This window comes from Streptomyces sp. NBC_00820 (assembly GCF_036347055.1).
Classification (GTDB): Bacteria; Actinomycetota; Actinomycetes; order Streptomycetales; family Streptomycetaceae; genus Streptomyces.
This window is the reverse complement of sequence record NZ_CP108882.1, coordinates 6,876,463-6,892,837: the sequence shown is the minus strand read 5'-3', so window position 1 is coordinate 6,892,837 and position 16,375 is coordinate 6,876,463. Positions and strand designations below refer to the sequence as shown.

Below are 16,375 nucleotides of genomic sequence, written 5' to 3'. Positions count from 1 at the left end.
GTCAACGGATACGCTCACGCGCGGACATCATCAGGCCCCGTATCCCCTGGTGGCAATGCCTGTGGACAACTCACGACCCCAGGAAACCGATGTCGTATCGTCGACGCAGCGCCCGTCCGCGATCAGCGCCGGCGGGGCCGACCGGGAGGAGCCCCCGTGACGCAGCAGGTCCCGTCGACCGAGCCCGAGCTGACCGGAGTCCGCAATTTCCGTGACGTGGGCGGACTGCCGACCGTCGACGGGCGCACGGTGCGGCACGGAGTGCTGTTCCGCAGCGGCCACCTCGCGCACGCGACCGACGAGGACGCGGCCTTCCTCTCCTCCCTGGGCCTGCACACGGTCTTCGACTTCCGCAACGCCGCCGACCAGCGGCTGGAGGGCCCGGACGTCGAGCTGCCCGGTGTGCGGAACGTGAACCTGCCGCTGAGCGACCCGGCGGACGGTGCCGAGTTCTGGAAGCTGGTCCGCGACGGCGACCTCGGCCAGTTGCGCGGGATTCTCGCGAACGGCAAGGGGGCGGACCGGATGGTCGTCTCCTACCGGAGGACCGTCAAGGAGCGCACGGCCGAGCACTCCCAGGTGCTGCACGCCCTCGCCGAGGACAGCGTGCCCGCGCTGATGCACTGCGCGGCGGGCAAGGACCGCGCGGGCATCTCCATAGCCGTGACGCTCCTCGCGCTCGGCGTGGAGCGCGAGGCGATCACCGCCGACTACCTGGAGTCCAACGCCAAGCACCGCCGCTACAAGGTCCGTCGCAACGGCGCTCCGGCGGACGCGTACACGCCCGAGGTGATGGAGCTGCTCAGCCCGCTGTTCGACGCGCGCACGGAGTACCTGGCGGCGGCCTTCGCGAGCATCGAGGAGACCTGGGGCGGGACCGACGCCTACCTGGAGAGCGGCCTGGGCTTCTCGGCCGCGCACCGGGAGCGGCTGCGGGACCGGTTCCTGGACTGAGCCCGTCCGGGCATCGCCCTCGTCAGCCCTTCGCGCCCAGCGCGAACAGCAGATAGAGGAACGCGGCCAGGACGTGCCCGAGGGCGATGTAGATGATCAGGCGGATCCAGAGGGAACGGGGGAACTTCTCCTCGAAGTCGCTCATGGCAGCTCTCCGGTCAGCGGGCCCAGGCACAGCGTGGCCGTGGGACTCTGCAGCAGGGTGTGGACGAACAGCAGCTCCACGCCGTCGTGGTCCTCGGCGGCGAGGCGGTGCGGGGTGAGGGAGTCGAAGTGCGCGCTGTCACCGGGCGCGAGCAGGTGTGCGGTGTCGCCGAGGCGCAGCCTGAGCCGTCCCTTCAGGACGTACAGCCACTCCTCGCCGGGGTGCACGCGCACCATGTCGCCCTGGGCGCCGTACGGCACCTGGACGCGCAGCGCCTGCATGCCGCGTCCGGGCGCCCCCGCCTGGAGGTACGTCCAGCCGCCCGCGCGGGTCGGCTCCATGTCGGCGGCGCGCACGATGGCGTCCCGCTCGGCGGCCGCCTCGCCGAGCAGTTCCGAGACGGTCGTACCGTAGATACGGGCGAGCGCGAGCAGCATCGGCAGCGAGGGCTGACGCTGCCCGGTCTCCAGCCGGGACAGGTGGGCCGGGGAGAGCCCGGCCGAGCGGGCCGCGGCCTCCAGGGTGAGGCCCGCGCGTCGGCGCAGGGCCCGCAGCTGGGGCGCCACGGCGGGCAGCTCGCCGCCGCCCGCACCGCCCGGGCCCGCCGGCGGTTCGGCTTCTGAGGCGTTCATGCCTCTATTCAGCCGCAGAATTGCCTGCCGGGCAATTTTGTTGCCTCAGAGGCAAAAACGGCCGCGATCGACCGGACCCGGACCGGACCGGACCCGATGTTCATCCTGTCACTCGCTCTTCGTCATGCTCAGGTACGCCTGGTGCCGTACGTCGGGGTGCGGATGGGCGCGCAGCAGGCGCAGCAACGACCGCCACTCCTCGGGCCAGTCGAGAACGCCGCCCGCTGCGGTCACCAGACCGGCCGCCAGCAGGCCGGGGACGGTGCCGCCCTCGCGGGCCAGCCGGCCGGCCGCGACGAGCAGGGCCTCGGCGCGCCGGGGCTGGACGCCGATCGCCCAGTCGGCCCCCAGCCGGCCCGCGGCCCGGACGGCGACGCTCACTCCGGCCCCTTCCAGGGCGTCCGCCAGATCCCGCAGCCGCGCGAAGAGGTCGTCCGGCTCCACAGCCTGGCCGACCAGTCTGCACAGGAGGTCGGCGCGTTCGGCCGCCAGCAGCGGTTCCCGCGCCAGCAGTCCGGCGACCGCCCGGAGCACCTCGGGCCGGTCGGACCCGCCGGAGGCCGGTGTCACCAGGGTCCGCAGCCGTTGCAGCGCCGGCTGGTCCCGGTCCTCGAACGCGTCGCGGCCGCCCTCGGGCGTGTGCATCGCGGCCAGCAGCTCGGTCACGGCGCCGTGCAGCACGCTGCCGGGAGCCGCGCCGCCCAGGGGATGCGGGACGTCGGAGGCGGCGAGGTCACGCAGGGCCCACGCAGCGTACTGCCAGTGTCTGCGGTCGCCGAGGTCGCCGACCGTACGGGCGAGGCGGCCTGCCAGCTCCGGGGCATACCGGGACCAGACGGCCACGGCCCGCAGCACACCGTAGGAGGAGTAACCGTCGTACCGCGCCAGGCACGCGTCGTACGACGCGTCGATCACGGCGGCGTACCTGGCGCGGTGCGCGGCGGCCGGTTCCCAGGGGCTGATCTCCACCACGGCCTGGAGCACCTGCGAGGCGTCGTCGTGCGCGGTCGCGTCGAGGAGGCTCCAGGCCTCCGGCACGTCCAGCAGCGGCGGCAGGGCACGTACGACGGCGGCCCGCATGTCGGGGTGACTCCCGGGGGCACGGAAGCAGGACGCCAGCAGGGCGACCGCCTGCCGGGGCGGCAGGTGGCGGGCCGCGAGCCGTGCGGCCTCCTTGCGCGAGGTGACCTTCGCGCTCTCCCCGGTGAGCAGGGCACCCAGGGCCACCGCGAGTTCGGACGGAGCGGTGAAGCGGGCGGCGCGGCTCGCCGCGTAGACGGCGACCCGGGCCCGGTCGGTGCCGGCCTGCTCCAGGAGTACCGGCAGGGCGTCCTGCGGCCGGTCGGTCCGGGCCAGGGCGGCGAGCGCCGCTTCGGCCACCACCACGTCGGCGTCGTCCTTGTGCCGCACCGCGAGGGCGTGTCCCAGTTCCGGAACCGGTGCGGCCGCCAGGAGCACGGCGGCCCGGTCGTCCGACGGAAGGGAGCTGTCGGCGGCCGTCCGGCCGGCCAGGAGCGCCGCGGCCCGCTGCTGCCGGGGCAGCCAGCGACCGGCGTCGGCGAGGTCCGGCAGCGGGCGCGCGGCACCGGGGACCAGGAAGCGTCCGTACGGCGGGGTGTCGGCGAGCAGCGTGTCCAGCAGATCGGTGCGCGACCGGGCGAGCACGCGCCGGACGCAGGGGAGGACGACCGCCGACGGTTCGAGCGCGATGATCCTGGCCACCCGTTCGTCACGGGTGGCCGGTGCGGCCAGCCACAGCCGGGCGGCCGCCTCGAACGTCGTGTCGTCGCCGTGCTCCAGGGCCGTGGCCAGCATGTCCTGCAGCTCGGGCAACTGCCGGGCACGCGGCCCGAACGCGTCGGCCAGGGCGAGCAGCAGCCGGAATTCGGATCGGCCGGCCGCGGTCCGCAACCAGGGCCGCAGTGCCTCGAACACGTCGTGCTCCTGGCCGCGCCGCAGCACCCGGTACAGGGGGCCGAGGTCCGGTACGCCGACCCGGCCGGCCATCCGCTCCAGGGTGCTCAGAGCCCAGCTCCGCAGGGCCGTGTCGCTGTCCTCGGCGTGCTCGGTCAGGACGCGCTCGGCCAGGGTGCGCAGCGCGGTCAGGCTGCCGGCCGAACAGTCCCGTGCCTTCAGGGCGTCGACGGCGATCCGGTCGAGCAGGGGGGCGTGGCCCGGGTCGAACCGGCGCGAACGCACCGCGCCGAGCGCGGTGAGCGCGGCGGCGCGCACGAGGTCCCGCTCGTTGCGCAGGCGCCCCATCGCGGTGAGCGCTTCGGTGACGGCCTCACGGCCACCGTCCCGGGCCGCACACGTCACCAGCAGGAACCAGGCGGTTTCCCGATCGTCCGCGTCGGGCCGGCGCGCGGCGGCGAACAGCGCGGAGCGTGCCTCGTCGAACGGGCCGTGGGCGAGGGTGTCCAGGTCGTCCCAGAAATCGGCCGGGTCCCCGAAATCGGCCGCCGCCCGCCGCACTTCCGCCCAGCGGCGTTCGCGGGGCAGCAGGTCGAGCACGACGAAGGGGGCCGGGACCCCGCGCGCGCCGCCGGCGACCGCGTCGACGAACGCCGGACGGCGACCGGGGGCCATGGCCTTGACCAGCGCGGTGAAGTGGGCGCTGCGGCGCAGCCAGTGACGGCCCAGCTCCGGCAGCGACTCCGGCTCGGCCCGCACCAGCCTGCGCAGCACACCGGGGGGCGGTACCGCCTCGTGACGCTGTCCCTGGCGGTCGGGTGAGGTGAGCCAGCGGATCACACGGTCGGCGTCGGCGGCGACCAGGGCGCCGAGCGCGCGGTTGAGCCCGAGCGGCAGGCTGTGCGGCCCGTACCGTTCCAGCAGCGCCAGCACCCGCTCGGGGCGGCGCTGCGCGAGCGCCGCGACCGTCGTGGCGTTCAGGCGCCACCAGTCCTCCCGCTGCCGGCTGCCGACCCGTTCGGCCAGGGCGCGTTCGGCGTGGTCCAGTACCGGGTCGGGATGGCGGCGGGCGAGCCTCGTCCAGCCGTCGACGGCGTGTGCGAGCCGGGGCAGCTCCCGGGCGACGAACCCGGTGGAACAGACGGCCAGCAGGCGGGCCGCCTCTGCGTCTCCCCACTCCGCTCCCAGCCTCCGCACGAGCTGCTCGGCGAGCGCGGTGCGGCCGCCGGCGGCGAGCGTGGCGGCCAGCCGCTTGCGCAGCGCGGCCGGCGCGTCGTCGTACGCCGCCTCCAGCGCCTCGTCCGGTACGGGCAGGACGCGGGCCGCGCGCAGGGCGTACCCGGCGACGACCGGGTCGGGGTCGGCCAGCCGCGCGGTGAGGAACCCGCAGTCCCGTCCGGCGAGCGCGGCCAGTGCCGCGAGCCGGCGCTCGTACGGCCCGCGCGCGTCGAGGTCGGTCAGGAGTGCGGTGAGCCGACCGTCGTCCGCGAGCCGGCGGCCGGTCCGCGCGGTGAGCGTGAGGCGGGCCGGGAACGGCAGTGGTTCGAGTGCGCTGAGCAGTTGTTCCGCGGTCGTCGGCATCCGCGGATTGTCGCAGGTCGCGACACGCCCACACGAACGAATATTCGGGCGGCGGCGGACTGGAACCGGTACGCGGGCGGGCGGTGCGCCCCGCGGCGTGGACCGGACCGGCGGCCGGGGCGCCCCGCGATGTGGACCGGTCCGGCGGCCGGGGCTCTCCTCGTAACCCCGGCCGCGTGCCGCGCTACCGGTTGGCCACCGCCTGCTTGATCAGTGTCTTGCCGAAGTCCCACATCAGGCCGCCGCCGCTGTGCGCGTCGTCCATCACGGCGGTGAAGGCGTCGAGGAAGCGGTCCACGTCGGCCTCGTCGAGGATCAGCGGCGGGATCAGCTTGATGACCTCCAGGTGGTCGCCGGAGACCTGGGTGAGAATCCGGTGCCGTTGCAGCAGCGGTACGACGACCATCTGCGCGAACAGGCCCTTGCGGGCGGTCTGGAGCATGGTCCAGCGGCTGCGCAGCTTCAGCGAGCCGGGCTTTCCGAACTCGATGCCGATCATCAGGCCCCGGCCGCGGACGTCGGCCAGCAGCTCGTACTTGTCGACGAGCGCGGTGAGCCGGGACTTCAGCAGTTCGCCGGTGGTACGGGCCCTGGCGACGATCTGCTCGTCCTCCATGACGGACAGCACGGCCAGACCGGCGGCCATGGCCTGGGCGTTGGAGCCGAAGCTCGCGGAGTGGACCAGGACGCGGTCCATGGACGAGTAGACCTTCTTGAAGATCCAGTCCTTGCCGAGGGTCGCGCCGACCGGGACGTAGCCGCCGGAGAGCGCCTTGGCCACGCACACCAGGTCCGGTTCGACACCGTCCTCGTGCTGGTAGGCGTAGAAGTCGCCGGTGCGGCCGAGGCCGGTCTGCACCTCGTCGGCGATGAGCAGCGCCTTGTGCTTGTGCAGCAGTTCCTGGGCGGCACGCAGGTAGCCGGGCGGCGCCTCGTGCACGCCCTTGCCCTGGATCGGTTCGACGATCAGGGCGGCGACGTCACCCTTCTTCAACTCCCTCGCGAGGGCGTCGAGATCGCCGAGGGGTACGGCGGTGTCGGGCAGCAGCGGGGCGAAGCCGTCCCGGAAACCGCCCTCGCCGTTGACCGACAGGGAGCCGGTGGTCAGGCCGTGGAAGGCGTGGTCGCAGTACAGGATCCGCGGCCTGCCGGTGGCGTACCGGGCGAACTTCAGGGCGGTCTCGACGGCCTCGGTGCCGCTGTTGCCGAAGAACACCCGGTCCAGGTGCGGGCTGTGGCCGAGCAGCCGCTCGGCGAGCAGGCCGGGCAGCGGCGGGCAGTCGAAGCGGGTGAGGTCGGCGAGGCTCAGGTCCAGCACGTCGTGCAGCGTCTTGCGGACGACCGGGTGGTGGCGGCCCAGGCCCATCACCCCGAACCCGGCGAGCATGTCCAGGTAGTCGTTGCCGTCCGCGTCGAAGAAGTGGGCGCCCTCGGCCCGCTCGTAGGTCTTGTCGAAGCCGATGGTGTGCAGCATGCGCGGCAGCTGCGGGTTGAGGTACTTCGCGTGCAGCTCGTAGCGTTCCGCCCCGCGCTCGGCGAGGAGGGCGCCGAGGTCGAACTCCGTGGTCATTGCCTCTCCTTGGCTGTGCCGTCGGCGTCGGCCGTGCCCCTGGTGTCCATGACGGCCAGGCTCGCGCCGATCCGGCCGGCGATCTCGACGGGTGTGAGACCGATGTCGGCCAGCACCTCGCCGCGCTTGGCGTGCGCGAGGAACTGTTCCGGGATGCCGAACCGCCGTACCGGTACGTCCACGTCGGCGTCGCCTAGGGCCAGCGCGACGGCCGAACCGACGCCGGCCGCACGGCTGTTGTCCTCGACCACGGCGACCAGGCGGTGTCCGGCGGCCAGCCCCGGCAGGGCGGGGTCGACGGGTTTGACCCAACGGGGGTCCACCACCGTGCAGTCGATGCCGCGGGCGGCCAGCAGGTCGGCGGCCTGGAGGCACACCGAAGCCATCACGCCGACGGCGACGAGCAGGACGTCGGGGCGCTCGCCGCGGTGCAGGACGTCCATGCCGCCGACACGGTCGAGCGCCGGGATCTCGGGGCCGGCCGACTCCTTCGGGAAGCGGATCAGGGTGGGCGCGTCGTCCACGGCGACCGCCTCGCGCAGTTGGGCGCGGAGCTGGCCGGCGTCGCGCGGGGCGGCGATACGGAGGCCGGGGACGACCTGGAGGACGGACATGTCCCACATGCCGTTGTGGGAGGCGCCGTCCACTCCGGTGACGCCGGCCCGGTCCAGGACGAAGGTCACCCCGCAGCGGTGCAGGGCCACGTCCATCAGCAGCTGGTCGAAGGCGCGGTTGAGGAAGGTGGCGTAGACGGCGAAGACCGGGTGCAGTCCGCCGGTGGCGAGCCCGGCCGCGCTGACGGCCGCGTGCTGCTCGGCGATGCCCACGTCCCACACGCGGTCGGGGAAGCGCTCGGCGAACCTGCCGAGTCCGACCGGGTGCAGCATGGCCGCCGTGATCGCCACGACGTCGTCGCGCTCCTCGCCGATCCGCACGATCTCGTCGCCGAACACCGAGGTCCACGAGGGGCCGCCGGCCGGTGCGAGCGGCGCGCAGGTCAGCGGGTCCATCACGCCGACGGTGTGGAAGTGGTCCTCCTCGTGGGCGAGGGCGGGCTCGTAGCCGCGGCCCTTCTCGGTGAGGCAGTGGACCAGGACCGGGCCGTGGAAGCGCTTGGCGCGGCGCAGCGCCGACTCCAGGGCGCCGATGTCGTGGCCGTCGATCGGGCCGACGTACTTCAGGCCCAGGTCCTCGAACATGCCCTGCGGGGCGAAGGCGTCCTTGAAGCCCTTCTTCGCGCCGTGCAGGGCCTCGTACAGCGGGTTGCCGAGGACCGGGGTGCGCAGCAGGACGTCCTTACCCCAGGCGAGGACCTTCTCGTAGCCGTCGGTGGTGCGCAGGGTGGCGAGGTGGTTGGCGAGACCGCCGATGGTGGGGGCGTAGGACCGTTCGTTGTCGTTGACGACGATGATGAGCGGCCGGTCCTTGGCGGCCGCGATGTTGTTCAGCGCCTCCCAGGCCATACCGCCGGTCAGCGCGCCGTCGCCGATGACCGCGACCACATGGCCCCGCTCCCCCAGCACCTGGCGGGCCTTGGCGAGTCCGTCGGCCCAGCCGAGGGCGGTGGAGGCGTGGGAGTTCTCGATGACGTCGTGCTCGGACTCCTCGCGCGAGGGATAGCCGGACAGGCCGCCCTTGCCGCGCAGCTTGGAGAAGTCCTGACGCCCCGTCAGCAGCTTGTGGACGTAGCTTTGATGGCCGGTGTCCCACAGGATGCGGTCGACCGGTGACTCGAAGACCCGGTGGAGCGCGACGGTGAGCTCCACCACGCCCAGGTTGGGCCCTAGGTGGCCGCCGGTTCTCGCCACCGCGGTCACCAGGAACTCCCTCACCTCGGCGGACAGTTCGCCGAGTTCCGCCTCGGACAGCGCCTTCAGGTCACGTGGTCCCCGGACAGTCTCCAGAATCGTCACGCTGGGCCCCCTCTCGGTCCGTGCCGTGCTGTTGTTCAACCCACTTCGTCTGCTTGCTCCACCTGCTCGGCGAGCTTCATGGCCTCCTCGATGAGGGTCTCCACGATCTTCGACTCGGGGACGGTCTTGACGACCTCGCCCTTGACGAAGATCTGGCCCTTGCCGTTGCCGGAGGCCACACCGAGGTCGGCCTCGCGGGCCTCGCCGGGCCCGTTGACCACGCAGCCCATCACCGCGACCCGCAACGGCACTTCCAGGCCGTCCAGGCCGGCCGTGACCTCGTCGGCGAGCTTGTACACGTCGACCTGGGCCCGCCCGCAGGACGGACAGGAGACGATCTCCAGGCCGCGCTGCCGCAGCCCCAGGGACTCCAGGATCTGGAGGCCGACCTTGACCTCCTCGACGGGCGGCGCCGACAGGGAGACGCGGATGGTGTCGCCGATCCCCCTCGACAGCAACGCCCCGAAGGCGACGGCCGACTTGACGGTCCCCTGGAAGGCGGGACCGGCCTCGGTGACGCCGAGGTGGAGCGGGTAGTCGCTCTGGGCGGCGAGCTGCCGGTAGGCCTCGATCATGATGACCGGGTCGTTGTGCTTGACGGAGATCTTGATGTCGCGGAAGTCGTGCTCCTCGAAGAGGGACGCCTCCCACAGGGCCGACTCGACCAGCGCCTCCGGGGTGGCCTTGCCGTACTTCTGGAGCAGGCGCCGGTCCAGGGAGCCGGCGTTGACGCCGATGCGGATCGGGGTGCCGTGGTCATTGGCGGCCCGCGCGATCTCCTTGACCTTGTCGTCGAACTGCTTGATGTTGCCCGGGTTCACCCGGACCGCCGCACAGCCGGCCTCGATGGCCGCGAAGACGTACTTGGGCTGGAAGTGGATGTCCGCGATCACCGGGATCTGCGACTTGCGCGCGATGGTCGCGAGCGCGTCCGCGTCGTCCTGCGTCGGGCAGGCCACGCGGACGATCTGGCAGCCGGACGCGGTCAGCTCGGCGATCTGCTGCAGGGTGGCACCGATGTCCGACGTACGGGTCGTCGTCATCGACTGCACCGACACCGGGGCTCCACCCCCGACCGCCACCGGCCCGACCTGGATCCGCCGCGACTCGCGCCGCGGTGCGACCGGCCGGGCCGGTACCTCGGGAACGCCCAAGGGAACGGCGGCCATCGCCTTACTCCCGGTTTCCGGAGACGGTCTCGCGCATGGCCCGCAGCGACTCCTTCAGGGAGCCCATGGTGGCGAGGACGGCGGTGGGCTCGTAGCCGCAGTGCGCCATGCAGTTGGCGCAGCGCGGGTCCTTGCCGCGGCCGTACTTGTCCCAGTCGGTCTTCTCGATGAGTTCGCGGTACGTCGGCACGTACCCGTCGTTCATCAGGTAGCAGGGGCGCTGCCAGCCGAAGAGCGAGTAGTTCGGGATCGCCCAGGCCGTGCACGGGAAGTCGACCTTGCCCTCCAGGAAGTCCAGGAAGAGCGGGGAGTGGTTGAGCCGCCAGCGTCGGCGGTTGCCGCCGGAGAACGCCTTCTTGAACAGCTCGCGGGTCTGCTCGACGCCGAGGAAGTGCTCCTGGTCGGGAGCCTTCTCGTAGGCGTAGGCGGGCGAGATCATCATCTCGTCCACCTCCAGCTCGTCGTTGAGGAAGTTGAGCACCTCGACGATCGTCTGCGGGGTGTCGGTGTTGAAGAAGGTGGAGTTGGTGGTCACCCGGAAGCCGCGCCGCTTGGCCTCCTTGATGGCCTCCACCGCCTCGTCGAACACGCCCTCCTTCGCCACGGACTCGTCGTGGCGCTCGCGCAGGCCGTCGATGTGCACCGCGAAGGCGAAGTACGGCGAGGGCGTGAACTTCTCCATCTTCTTGCGCAGCAGCATGGCGTTGGTGCACAGGAAGACGTACTTCTTCCTCGCCACCAGCTGGCGCACGATCTCGTCGATGTGCGGGTGCATCAACGGTTCGCCACCGGCGATGGACACCATCGGCGCACCGGACTCCAGCACGGCGCCCACCGCCTGGGCCACCGGCATGCGCTGCTTGAGCACACCGGCCGGGTGCTGGATCTTGCCGCAGCCCTCGCACTTGAGGTTGCAGGCGAACAGCGGTTCCAGCTCCACGATGAGCGGGAACTTGTCCCGCCTGCGCAACTTCTGTTCAGCCAGGTATGTAGCGACCTTGATGGACTGACGCAACGGCATGGCCATCTGGCTCACCTCCGGGGGAGCAGCAAGGAACGGTGCCATTCGAAAAATGCGGGAAGGACGGCACGAAGGACGCGGAAGGCTGATATTCCACCGCGCACCGTGCCGATCCGGACGAGTTCATGTTCTGGAGCGTCCACGACCACCCGTACGGCCGCAACCGGGCGCTCGCCCGCGCGGACGGCGCTCAGAAGCGTGGCCGCCGATTCCATGTCGACCGCGATCGCGCCGGTCGCCAGCAGAGCGGAGCGCTCGGGACCGCGGACGACGTGGTCGGAGCCGGTGAGCGGGCCGGTGTGGACCGTGCGCCCGGGGACGGCGCGCGCGAGTTCCTTCACCAGCAGGTCGGTGCTCACGCACGGGACGGTCCCGCGCGGGTCGCGGGTCTCCTCGGCGACCACCAGGTCGCCGGGGTGCATGCCGGGGGCGAGGCCGGCGCAGAAGCCGGTGGCCAGTACCGCCGCGTCGGCCAGCGCGGGGGTGGCGAGGCGCTGGGTGACGGAGCGTTCCGCCGCTCTCGGGCCCATGCCCGTGCGGACGACGGTGAACGGCCCGCCGGCGCCACCGCGGTCGCCGGTGCGCAGGGCGAGGTGCTCGATGCCGAGCGCGCAGGCGATCAGCAGCGGGGCCGGTGCGGGCTGGGTGTCCATTCAGCTCCCCTCGGCCTCGGTGCGGGCCCTCGCGCCGGAGTCGAGGAGCCCGCGGTCGAAGGGGTCGCCGTGCAGGTACCGGCCGAGCGCGGTGAGCGGGAACACCTGCCGGTAGAGGTGGTAGTTGATGGAGAAGTCCCAGGGGAAGCCGGTGCCGGTGAAGTAGGGCTCGTCCCAGGAGCCGTCCTCGCGCTGGGTGTCGGCCAGCCACTGGACGCCGCGTTCGACGGCCTTGGAGTCCTGTTCCCCGGCCGCGAGGAGCGCCATCAGCGCCCACGCGGTCTGTGAGGCGGTGGAGGCGCCGCGGCCGCTCCACTGCCTGACGTGCTTGTAGGAGCGCAGGTCCTCGCCCCAGCCGCCGTCGTCGTTCTGCACGCGCTCCAGCCAGGTCACCGCCCGCCGGATCGCCGGGTGGGAGCCGGGCAGGCCGGCGGCGGTCAGCGCGGGCACCACCGAGCCGGTGCCGTAGATGTAGTTGACGCCCCAGCGTCCGAACCACGAGCCGTCCGGCTCCTGTTCGGCGAGCAGCCAGTCGATGCCGCGCCGGGTGCGCGGGTCGTGGGCGAGGCCCTCGGCGGCGAGCATCTCCACGACGTGCGCGGTGACGTCCGCGGACGGCGGGTCGATGACCTCGCCGAAGTCGCAGAACGGCAGCCGATTGGGGAACGGGCTGGTGTTGTCCACGTCGAACGCGCCCCACGCGCCGTTCCTGGACTGCATGCCGAGGTTCCAGCGCACCGCGCGCCCGATCGCCCCGTCCACCCGGTCCGGGTCGTGGTGGCGGACCCGGCGCAGCGCGAGGGCGACTTCGGCGGTGTCGTCGATGTCGGGGTAGTTGTCGTTGTGGAACTCGAACGCCCATCCGCCGGGCGGCAGTTGGGGCCGCTTCACGGTCCAGTCGCCGGGCCGGACGATCTCCTCGCCGAGCATCCAGTCGGCAGCCTTGACCAGTTGCGGGTGGTCCGTCGGCAGGCCCGCGTCGACGAGCGCGATGGCGGCGAGGCAGGTGTCCCACACCGGGGACTGGCAGGCCTCGATCATCCGGGCGCCGTCCTCGCGCCACACGGCGAAACGGTCCAGCGACGCGAGGCCTTCGCGCATCACGGGGTGCTGGAGGTCGTAGCCGAGCAGGTGCAGGGCGATGATCGAGTAGACGGCCGGGGGCTGGATGCCGCCCCAGCAGCCGTCGTTCTCCTGGCGCTCGATGATCCAGCGGGCGGCGGAGTTCATCGCGGCCTCGCGCAACCGGCGCGGGGCGATCCTGCGCCACTGGTGCATCGCCTTGTCCAGGCGCTGGAAGGCACCGTCCCAACTGGCCGCCGGGGCGAGCGGCTTGGCCGGGTTGGGGTCGGCCGGGTCGGTGTGCAGCTCCTCCAGCGGGAAGGGCGCGGGGCGCACCGGGCGCTTGGCCGAGACGACGGTGAGCGGGACGATGGTCTGCCTCGCCCAGCAGCCGAAGTCGTAGATGTTGAGCGGCATCCAGGACGGGAAGTAGATGAGTTCCGGCGGGAGTTCGGGCAGGTCGTCCCACTTCCACCAGCCGAACAGGGCGAGCCAGATCCGGGTGAACACCCGGGCGGCGGCGATACCGCCGTGCTCGCGGACCCACGCCGAGGCCTTCGCCATGTGGGGCTCGTCCGGCTCGTCGCCGGCCAGCCGCAGGGCGACGTACGCCTCGATGGTGGCGGACAGTTCGCCGGGGCCGCGGTAGAAGGTGGCCCAGGCGCCGTCCGCGCGCTGCTCGCCGCGGATGAACAGGGCGGCTGCCTTCGTCGTCGCCTCGTCGCGGATGCCGAGGAACTGGCGCAGCAGCAGGTCCTCGGCGTCCATGGTGACGTTCGTCTCCAGGTCGCCCTTCCACCAGCCCTGGTCGTCCTGCAGGGTGAGCAGGAAGTCGGTGGCCCGCCTCGCGGCGCGTTCGGCGGCTTGGGGTACCCCGGCCGCCGCGGGGGTGCTGATGTCGGTTTCGCTGGCCGCGGCTGCCCGGGGCGGCAACGTGGCCCCGGTGCTTCCGTCGGTCGTCGCTGTCATGGCTTCCCCTTCGTGCAGTCGTACGAGTCGTGCTGCTGCGGGTCCGCCGTCGGCCGGTGCTGCGTCGTCCCTCCGCACCGGCCGGCGACTAAGCGAGGGCTATTCGACCGATAGCGATCATCTCTTTCGTACGACGACGAAGTCGGCGAGCGCCGTGAAGGCGTCCCGCACCCGGTCGGGCATGTCGACGGCGTCGAGGGCCTCGACGGCGACGGCGTGCTGGCGGCGCGCTTCCTCGGCCGTCCACGCGCGGCCGCCCGCCTCCTCGATGAGGGCGGCGCGGGCGGCGAACTCCTCCTCGGAGAAGGTCGCGAACTCGCTGCTCTTGGCGTCGGCGGCAAGGATCTCGCCGAGCCGCTCGGAGGCGGAGCCGCCCGCCGCGAGCGCGGCGACCACGGGCAGGGACTTCTTGCGCTGGCGCAGGTCGCTCCAGGTCTGCTTGCCGGTGGCGTCCGGGTCGCCCCAGATGCCGAGGAGGTCGTCGACGGCCTGGAAGGCGAGGCCGAGGTGGTAGCCGTACCGTTCCAGCGCGTCGGCGGTCGCGGCGTCGGCGCCGCCGAGCACCGCGCCGATGGAGGAGGCGCAGGCGAGCAGGGCGCCGGTCTTGTTGCCCTCCATCTCCAGGCACTCCTCGACGCTGACGCGGTCGCGGTGCTCGTAGGAGATGTCCTGTGCCTGACCGTCGATCAGGGCGCGGGTGGCGGTGGTCAGGCGGCGGGTGGCGCGGCCGGCCTCGACGGTGCCGAGCTCCAGCAAGACCTCGTTGCCGAGGGCGAACAGGGCGTCGCCGACGAGGATGGCCTGGGCCGGGCCGTGCACCTTCCAGACGGTGTCGCGGTGGCGGCGCTGCTCGTCGCCGTCCATCAGGTCGTCGTGCAGCAGCGAGAAGTTGTGGACCAGTTCGACGGCGACCGCGCCCGGGACGCCCACCTCGGGCGCGGCGCCGGTGACCTCGGCGGAGAGGACGGCGAGGGCCGGGCGTACGGCCTTGCCGCCGTCGCCGTCGGCGGGGTTGCCGGCGGCGTCGATCCAGCCGAAGTGGTAGGCGGCGACGGTGTCCATGGGAGGCGCCAGCCGGTCCACGGCCGCACGCAGGACCGGTGTGGCCAGCGTCCGGCCGCGCTCCAGCAGCGCGGTCACGTCCACCGCGTCGGCGGCTCTCGAGGCCGGGGGCACAGTGGGCACAGTCTCTCCTCTTGTTGCGGTTCCGGGGGTGCGGGGGCCTGCCGCGTACTGGTCGGGCATCAGGCCGCCTCCTCGAACTCGAAGAGGTGGCGGGGGCGGGGCCGGCCCAGGGCGCTCAGCGCGGCGTCGGCCGCGCTCACTCCGCTGCGGACCGCACTTTCCATGGTCGCGGGCCACCCGGTGGCGGTCCACGCTCCGGCCAGGTACAGGCCGGGGGTCTGGGTGCGGGCGCCGGGCCGCAGCCGCCCGACGCCGGGGGTGGGGGCGAACGTGGCCGTACGCTCCCGGGTCACGAAGAAGTCCCGCACCGCGGCGCCGCGGGTGCCGGGGATCAGCCGCTCCAGCTCGGGCAGGTAGCGCGCGCGGAGTTCGGCGACGGGCGCGTCGATCTCGTCGTGCGCGGCCGACTGGGACAGCGCCAGGTACTGGCCCTCGCCGAGTCCGGAGGCGTCGGTGCGGTCGAAGACCCACTGCACGGGGGTGCCGAGGGCGGCGAAGAAGGGCCGGGCGAGGACCTTGCGGTCGTAGACGACGTGCACGTTGAGGATCGGCGCGGTGCCGATCTCCAGGAGCCGGCCGGGCTCGTCGAGGGCGCCGGGCGGCAGCAGGTCGTGGGCCTCGCGCTGGGGTACGGCGAGGACGACGGCGTCGGCCCGGAGCGTCTCGCCGGGAACCTGAACGCTCCAGGTCCCGTTCTCGTTGATGGAGACGGAGGTGACGCGTGTACGGACCTCGGTACGCACGCCCGCGGAGTCGAGCGCCTTGCGGGCCAGTCGGTCGTGCAGTTCGCCCAGCGGGACATGGGCCCAGCCGATGTCGGCCGCGCCCGGGTCGGACAGCAGACCGGTCTTGAACACCATCGCGGCGAGTCCCAGCGAGGCGTCACCCGCGACCGCGTTGAGGGTGGCGACACCGACCAGGTCCCACAGGGCCTCGACGGCGCGTGCCGACTGGCCGTGTGCGGCCAGCCAGCTGCCGAAGTCCTGGGTGTCCAGGGCCGGATCGGTCAGGTCGAGCCCCTTGAGCGCGAACGCGGCCCGCCCGACCGCGGCACGCTCGGCGAGCGAGAGGTGCGGATAGGCGGCCAGGCTGCGCCCCAGGTGAAGGGGGACGGGCAGCGGGTCGCGCCGCAGCCTGCCGAGCCGCCGGCCCTCGGGCTTGGTGACGTCCACGACGGGCACGTCCAGGCGGTCCTGCAGCGGTGCCAGCGCCGTGCCCTCGATCCGGTCGAGGAACCAGCGGTAGGCGGTGCAGCAGCGCAGGTAGACGTGCTGGCCGTTGTCGACGGTCAGATCGCCGCGCTGGAAGGAGAAGGCGAGGCCGCCCAGTCTCGGCCGGCCTTCGAGCAGGGTGACGTGGACGCCCGCGTCGGCGAGCGCGAGTGCCGCGGTGACGCCGGCCAGCCCGCCGCCGACCACCACGGCGCTGCGGGCCGCCGGGCCCGCGGGTGCCGGGGTTCCCGAGGGTGCCGCCGCGGAGCGCGAGCCGTCGCTCATCGTGCGTCCTCCCGTACGTGCCGAGCGTGCTGGTTGAACGGTGCACGCACGGCCGTCTCAGTCTGGGACGCCACGCCGCAGCGGAGGGTTGCCTGCCGCATCGGGCCGGTG

The 16,375-nt window shown here is 72.8% G+C and carries 13 protein-coding genes; 1 reads left to right on the top strand and 12 read right to left on the bottom strand.

Annotated features, from left to right (window positions below):
* Positions 1-156: 156 nt before the first annotated feature.
* The gene (locus OIB37_RS30745) at positions 157-954 is read left to right on the top strand and encodes a tyrosine-protein phosphatase (protein WP_330460875.1); all 798 of its coding nucleotides are present in this window, start codon (positions 157-159) and stop codon (positions 952-954) included.
* Positions 955-976: 22 nt separating this feature from the next.
* Here OIB37_RS30745 and OIB37_RS30740 read toward each other — a convergent pair whose 3' ends face one another.
* From OIB37_RS30740 to OIB37_RS36370, 12 genes are all read right to left on the bottom strand, one after another.
* Entirely contained in the window at positions 977-1,099 is a 123-nt protein-coding gene (locus OIB37_RS30740) for a DUF6126 family protein (protein WP_330460874.1), read from the bottom strand.
* Entirely contained in the window at positions 1,096-1,731 is a 636-nt protein-coding gene (locus OIB37_RS30735) for a helix-turn-helix domain-containing protein (RefSeq protein ID WP_330460873.1), read from the bottom strand. Before OIB37_RS30735 ends, OIB37_RS30740 begins: the two co-directional genes overlap by 4 nt.
* A 108-nt stretch (positions 1,732-1,839) precedes the next feature.
* Positions 1,840-5,226 carry a hypothetical protein gene (locus OIB37_RS30730; protein WP_330460872.1) on the bottom strand — a complete coding sequence of 1,129 codons (3,387 nt, stop codon included), beginning with the start codon at positions 5,224-5,226 and terminating at the stop codon, positions 1,840-1,842.
* 184 nt (positions 5,227-5,410) lie between these two features.
* Positions 5,411-6,796 carry an aspartate aminotransferase family protein gene (locus OIB37_RS30725; RefSeq protein WP_330460871.1) on the bottom strand — a complete coding sequence of 462 codons (1,386 nt, stop codon included), beginning with the start codon at positions 6,794-6,796 and terminating at the stop codon, positions 5,411-5,413.
* Positions 6,793-8,709: a 1-deoxy-D-xylulose-5-phosphate synthase gene (gene dxs / locus OIB37_RS30720; protein WP_330460870.1), complete on the bottom strand. Its 1,917-nt coding sequence runs from the start codon at positions 8,707-8,709 to the stop codon at positions 6,793-6,795. The genes OIB37_RS30725 and dxs overlap by 4 nt, the downstream gene beginning before the upstream one ends.
* Positions 8,710-8,744: 35 nt before the next feature.
* Positions 8,745-9,878 (bottom strand): flavodoxin-dependent (E)-4-hydroxy-3-methylbut-2-enyl-diphosphate synthase, encoded by a 1,134-nt coding sequence (gene ispG / locus OIB37_RS30715; protein WP_330460869.1) that lies wholly within the window; start codon positions 9,876-9,878, stop codon positions 8,745-8,747.
* Between the two features lie 4 nt (positions 9,879-9,882).
* Positions 9,883-10,905, bottom strand: a complete 1,023-nt coding sequence (gene hpnH / locus OIB37_RS30710) for an adenosyl-hopene transferase HpnH (protein ID WP_330460868.1) — start codon at positions 10,903-10,905, stop codon at positions 9,883-9,885.
* A gap of 5 nt (positions 10,906-10,910) precedes the next feature.
* Positions 10,911-11,552, bottom strand: a complete 642-nt coding sequence (locus OIB37_RS30705; RefSeq protein ID WP_330460867.1) for a phosphorylase family protein — start codon at positions 11,550-11,552, stop codon at positions 10,911-10,913.
* Positions 11,553-13,583 (bottom strand): squalene--hopene cyclase, encoded by a 2,031-nt coding sequence (gene shc, locus OIB37_RS30700; protein WP_330460866.1) that lies wholly within the window; start codon positions 13,581-13,583, stop codon positions 11,553-11,555.
* A 117-nt stretch (positions 13,584-13,700) separates the two neighbouring features.
* Positions 13,701-14,828, bottom strand: a complete 1,128-nt coding sequence (locus tag OIB37_RS30695; RefSeq protein WP_330460865.1) for a polyprenyl synthetase family protein — start codon at positions 14,826-14,828, stop codon at positions 13,701-13,703.
* The gene (hpnE, locus tag OIB37_RS30690) at positions 14,828-16,264 is read right to left on the bottom strand and encodes a hydroxysqualene dehydroxylase HpnE (protein WP_330460864.1); all 1,437 of its coding nucleotides are present in this window, start codon (positions 16,262-16,264) and stop codon (positions 14,828-14,830) included. The genes OIB37_RS30695 and hpnE overlap by 1 nt, the downstream gene beginning before the upstream one ends.
* Positions 16,261-16,365 (bottom strand): DUF6380 family protein, encoded by a 105-nt coding sequence (locus OIB37_RS36370; RefSeq protein WP_443058292.1) that lies wholly within the window; start codon positions 16,363-16,365, stop codon positions 16,261-16,263. The genes hpnE and OIB37_RS36370 overlap by 4 nt, the downstream gene beginning before the upstream one ends.
* Between the last annotated feature and the right edge of the window lie 10 nt (positions 16,366-16,375).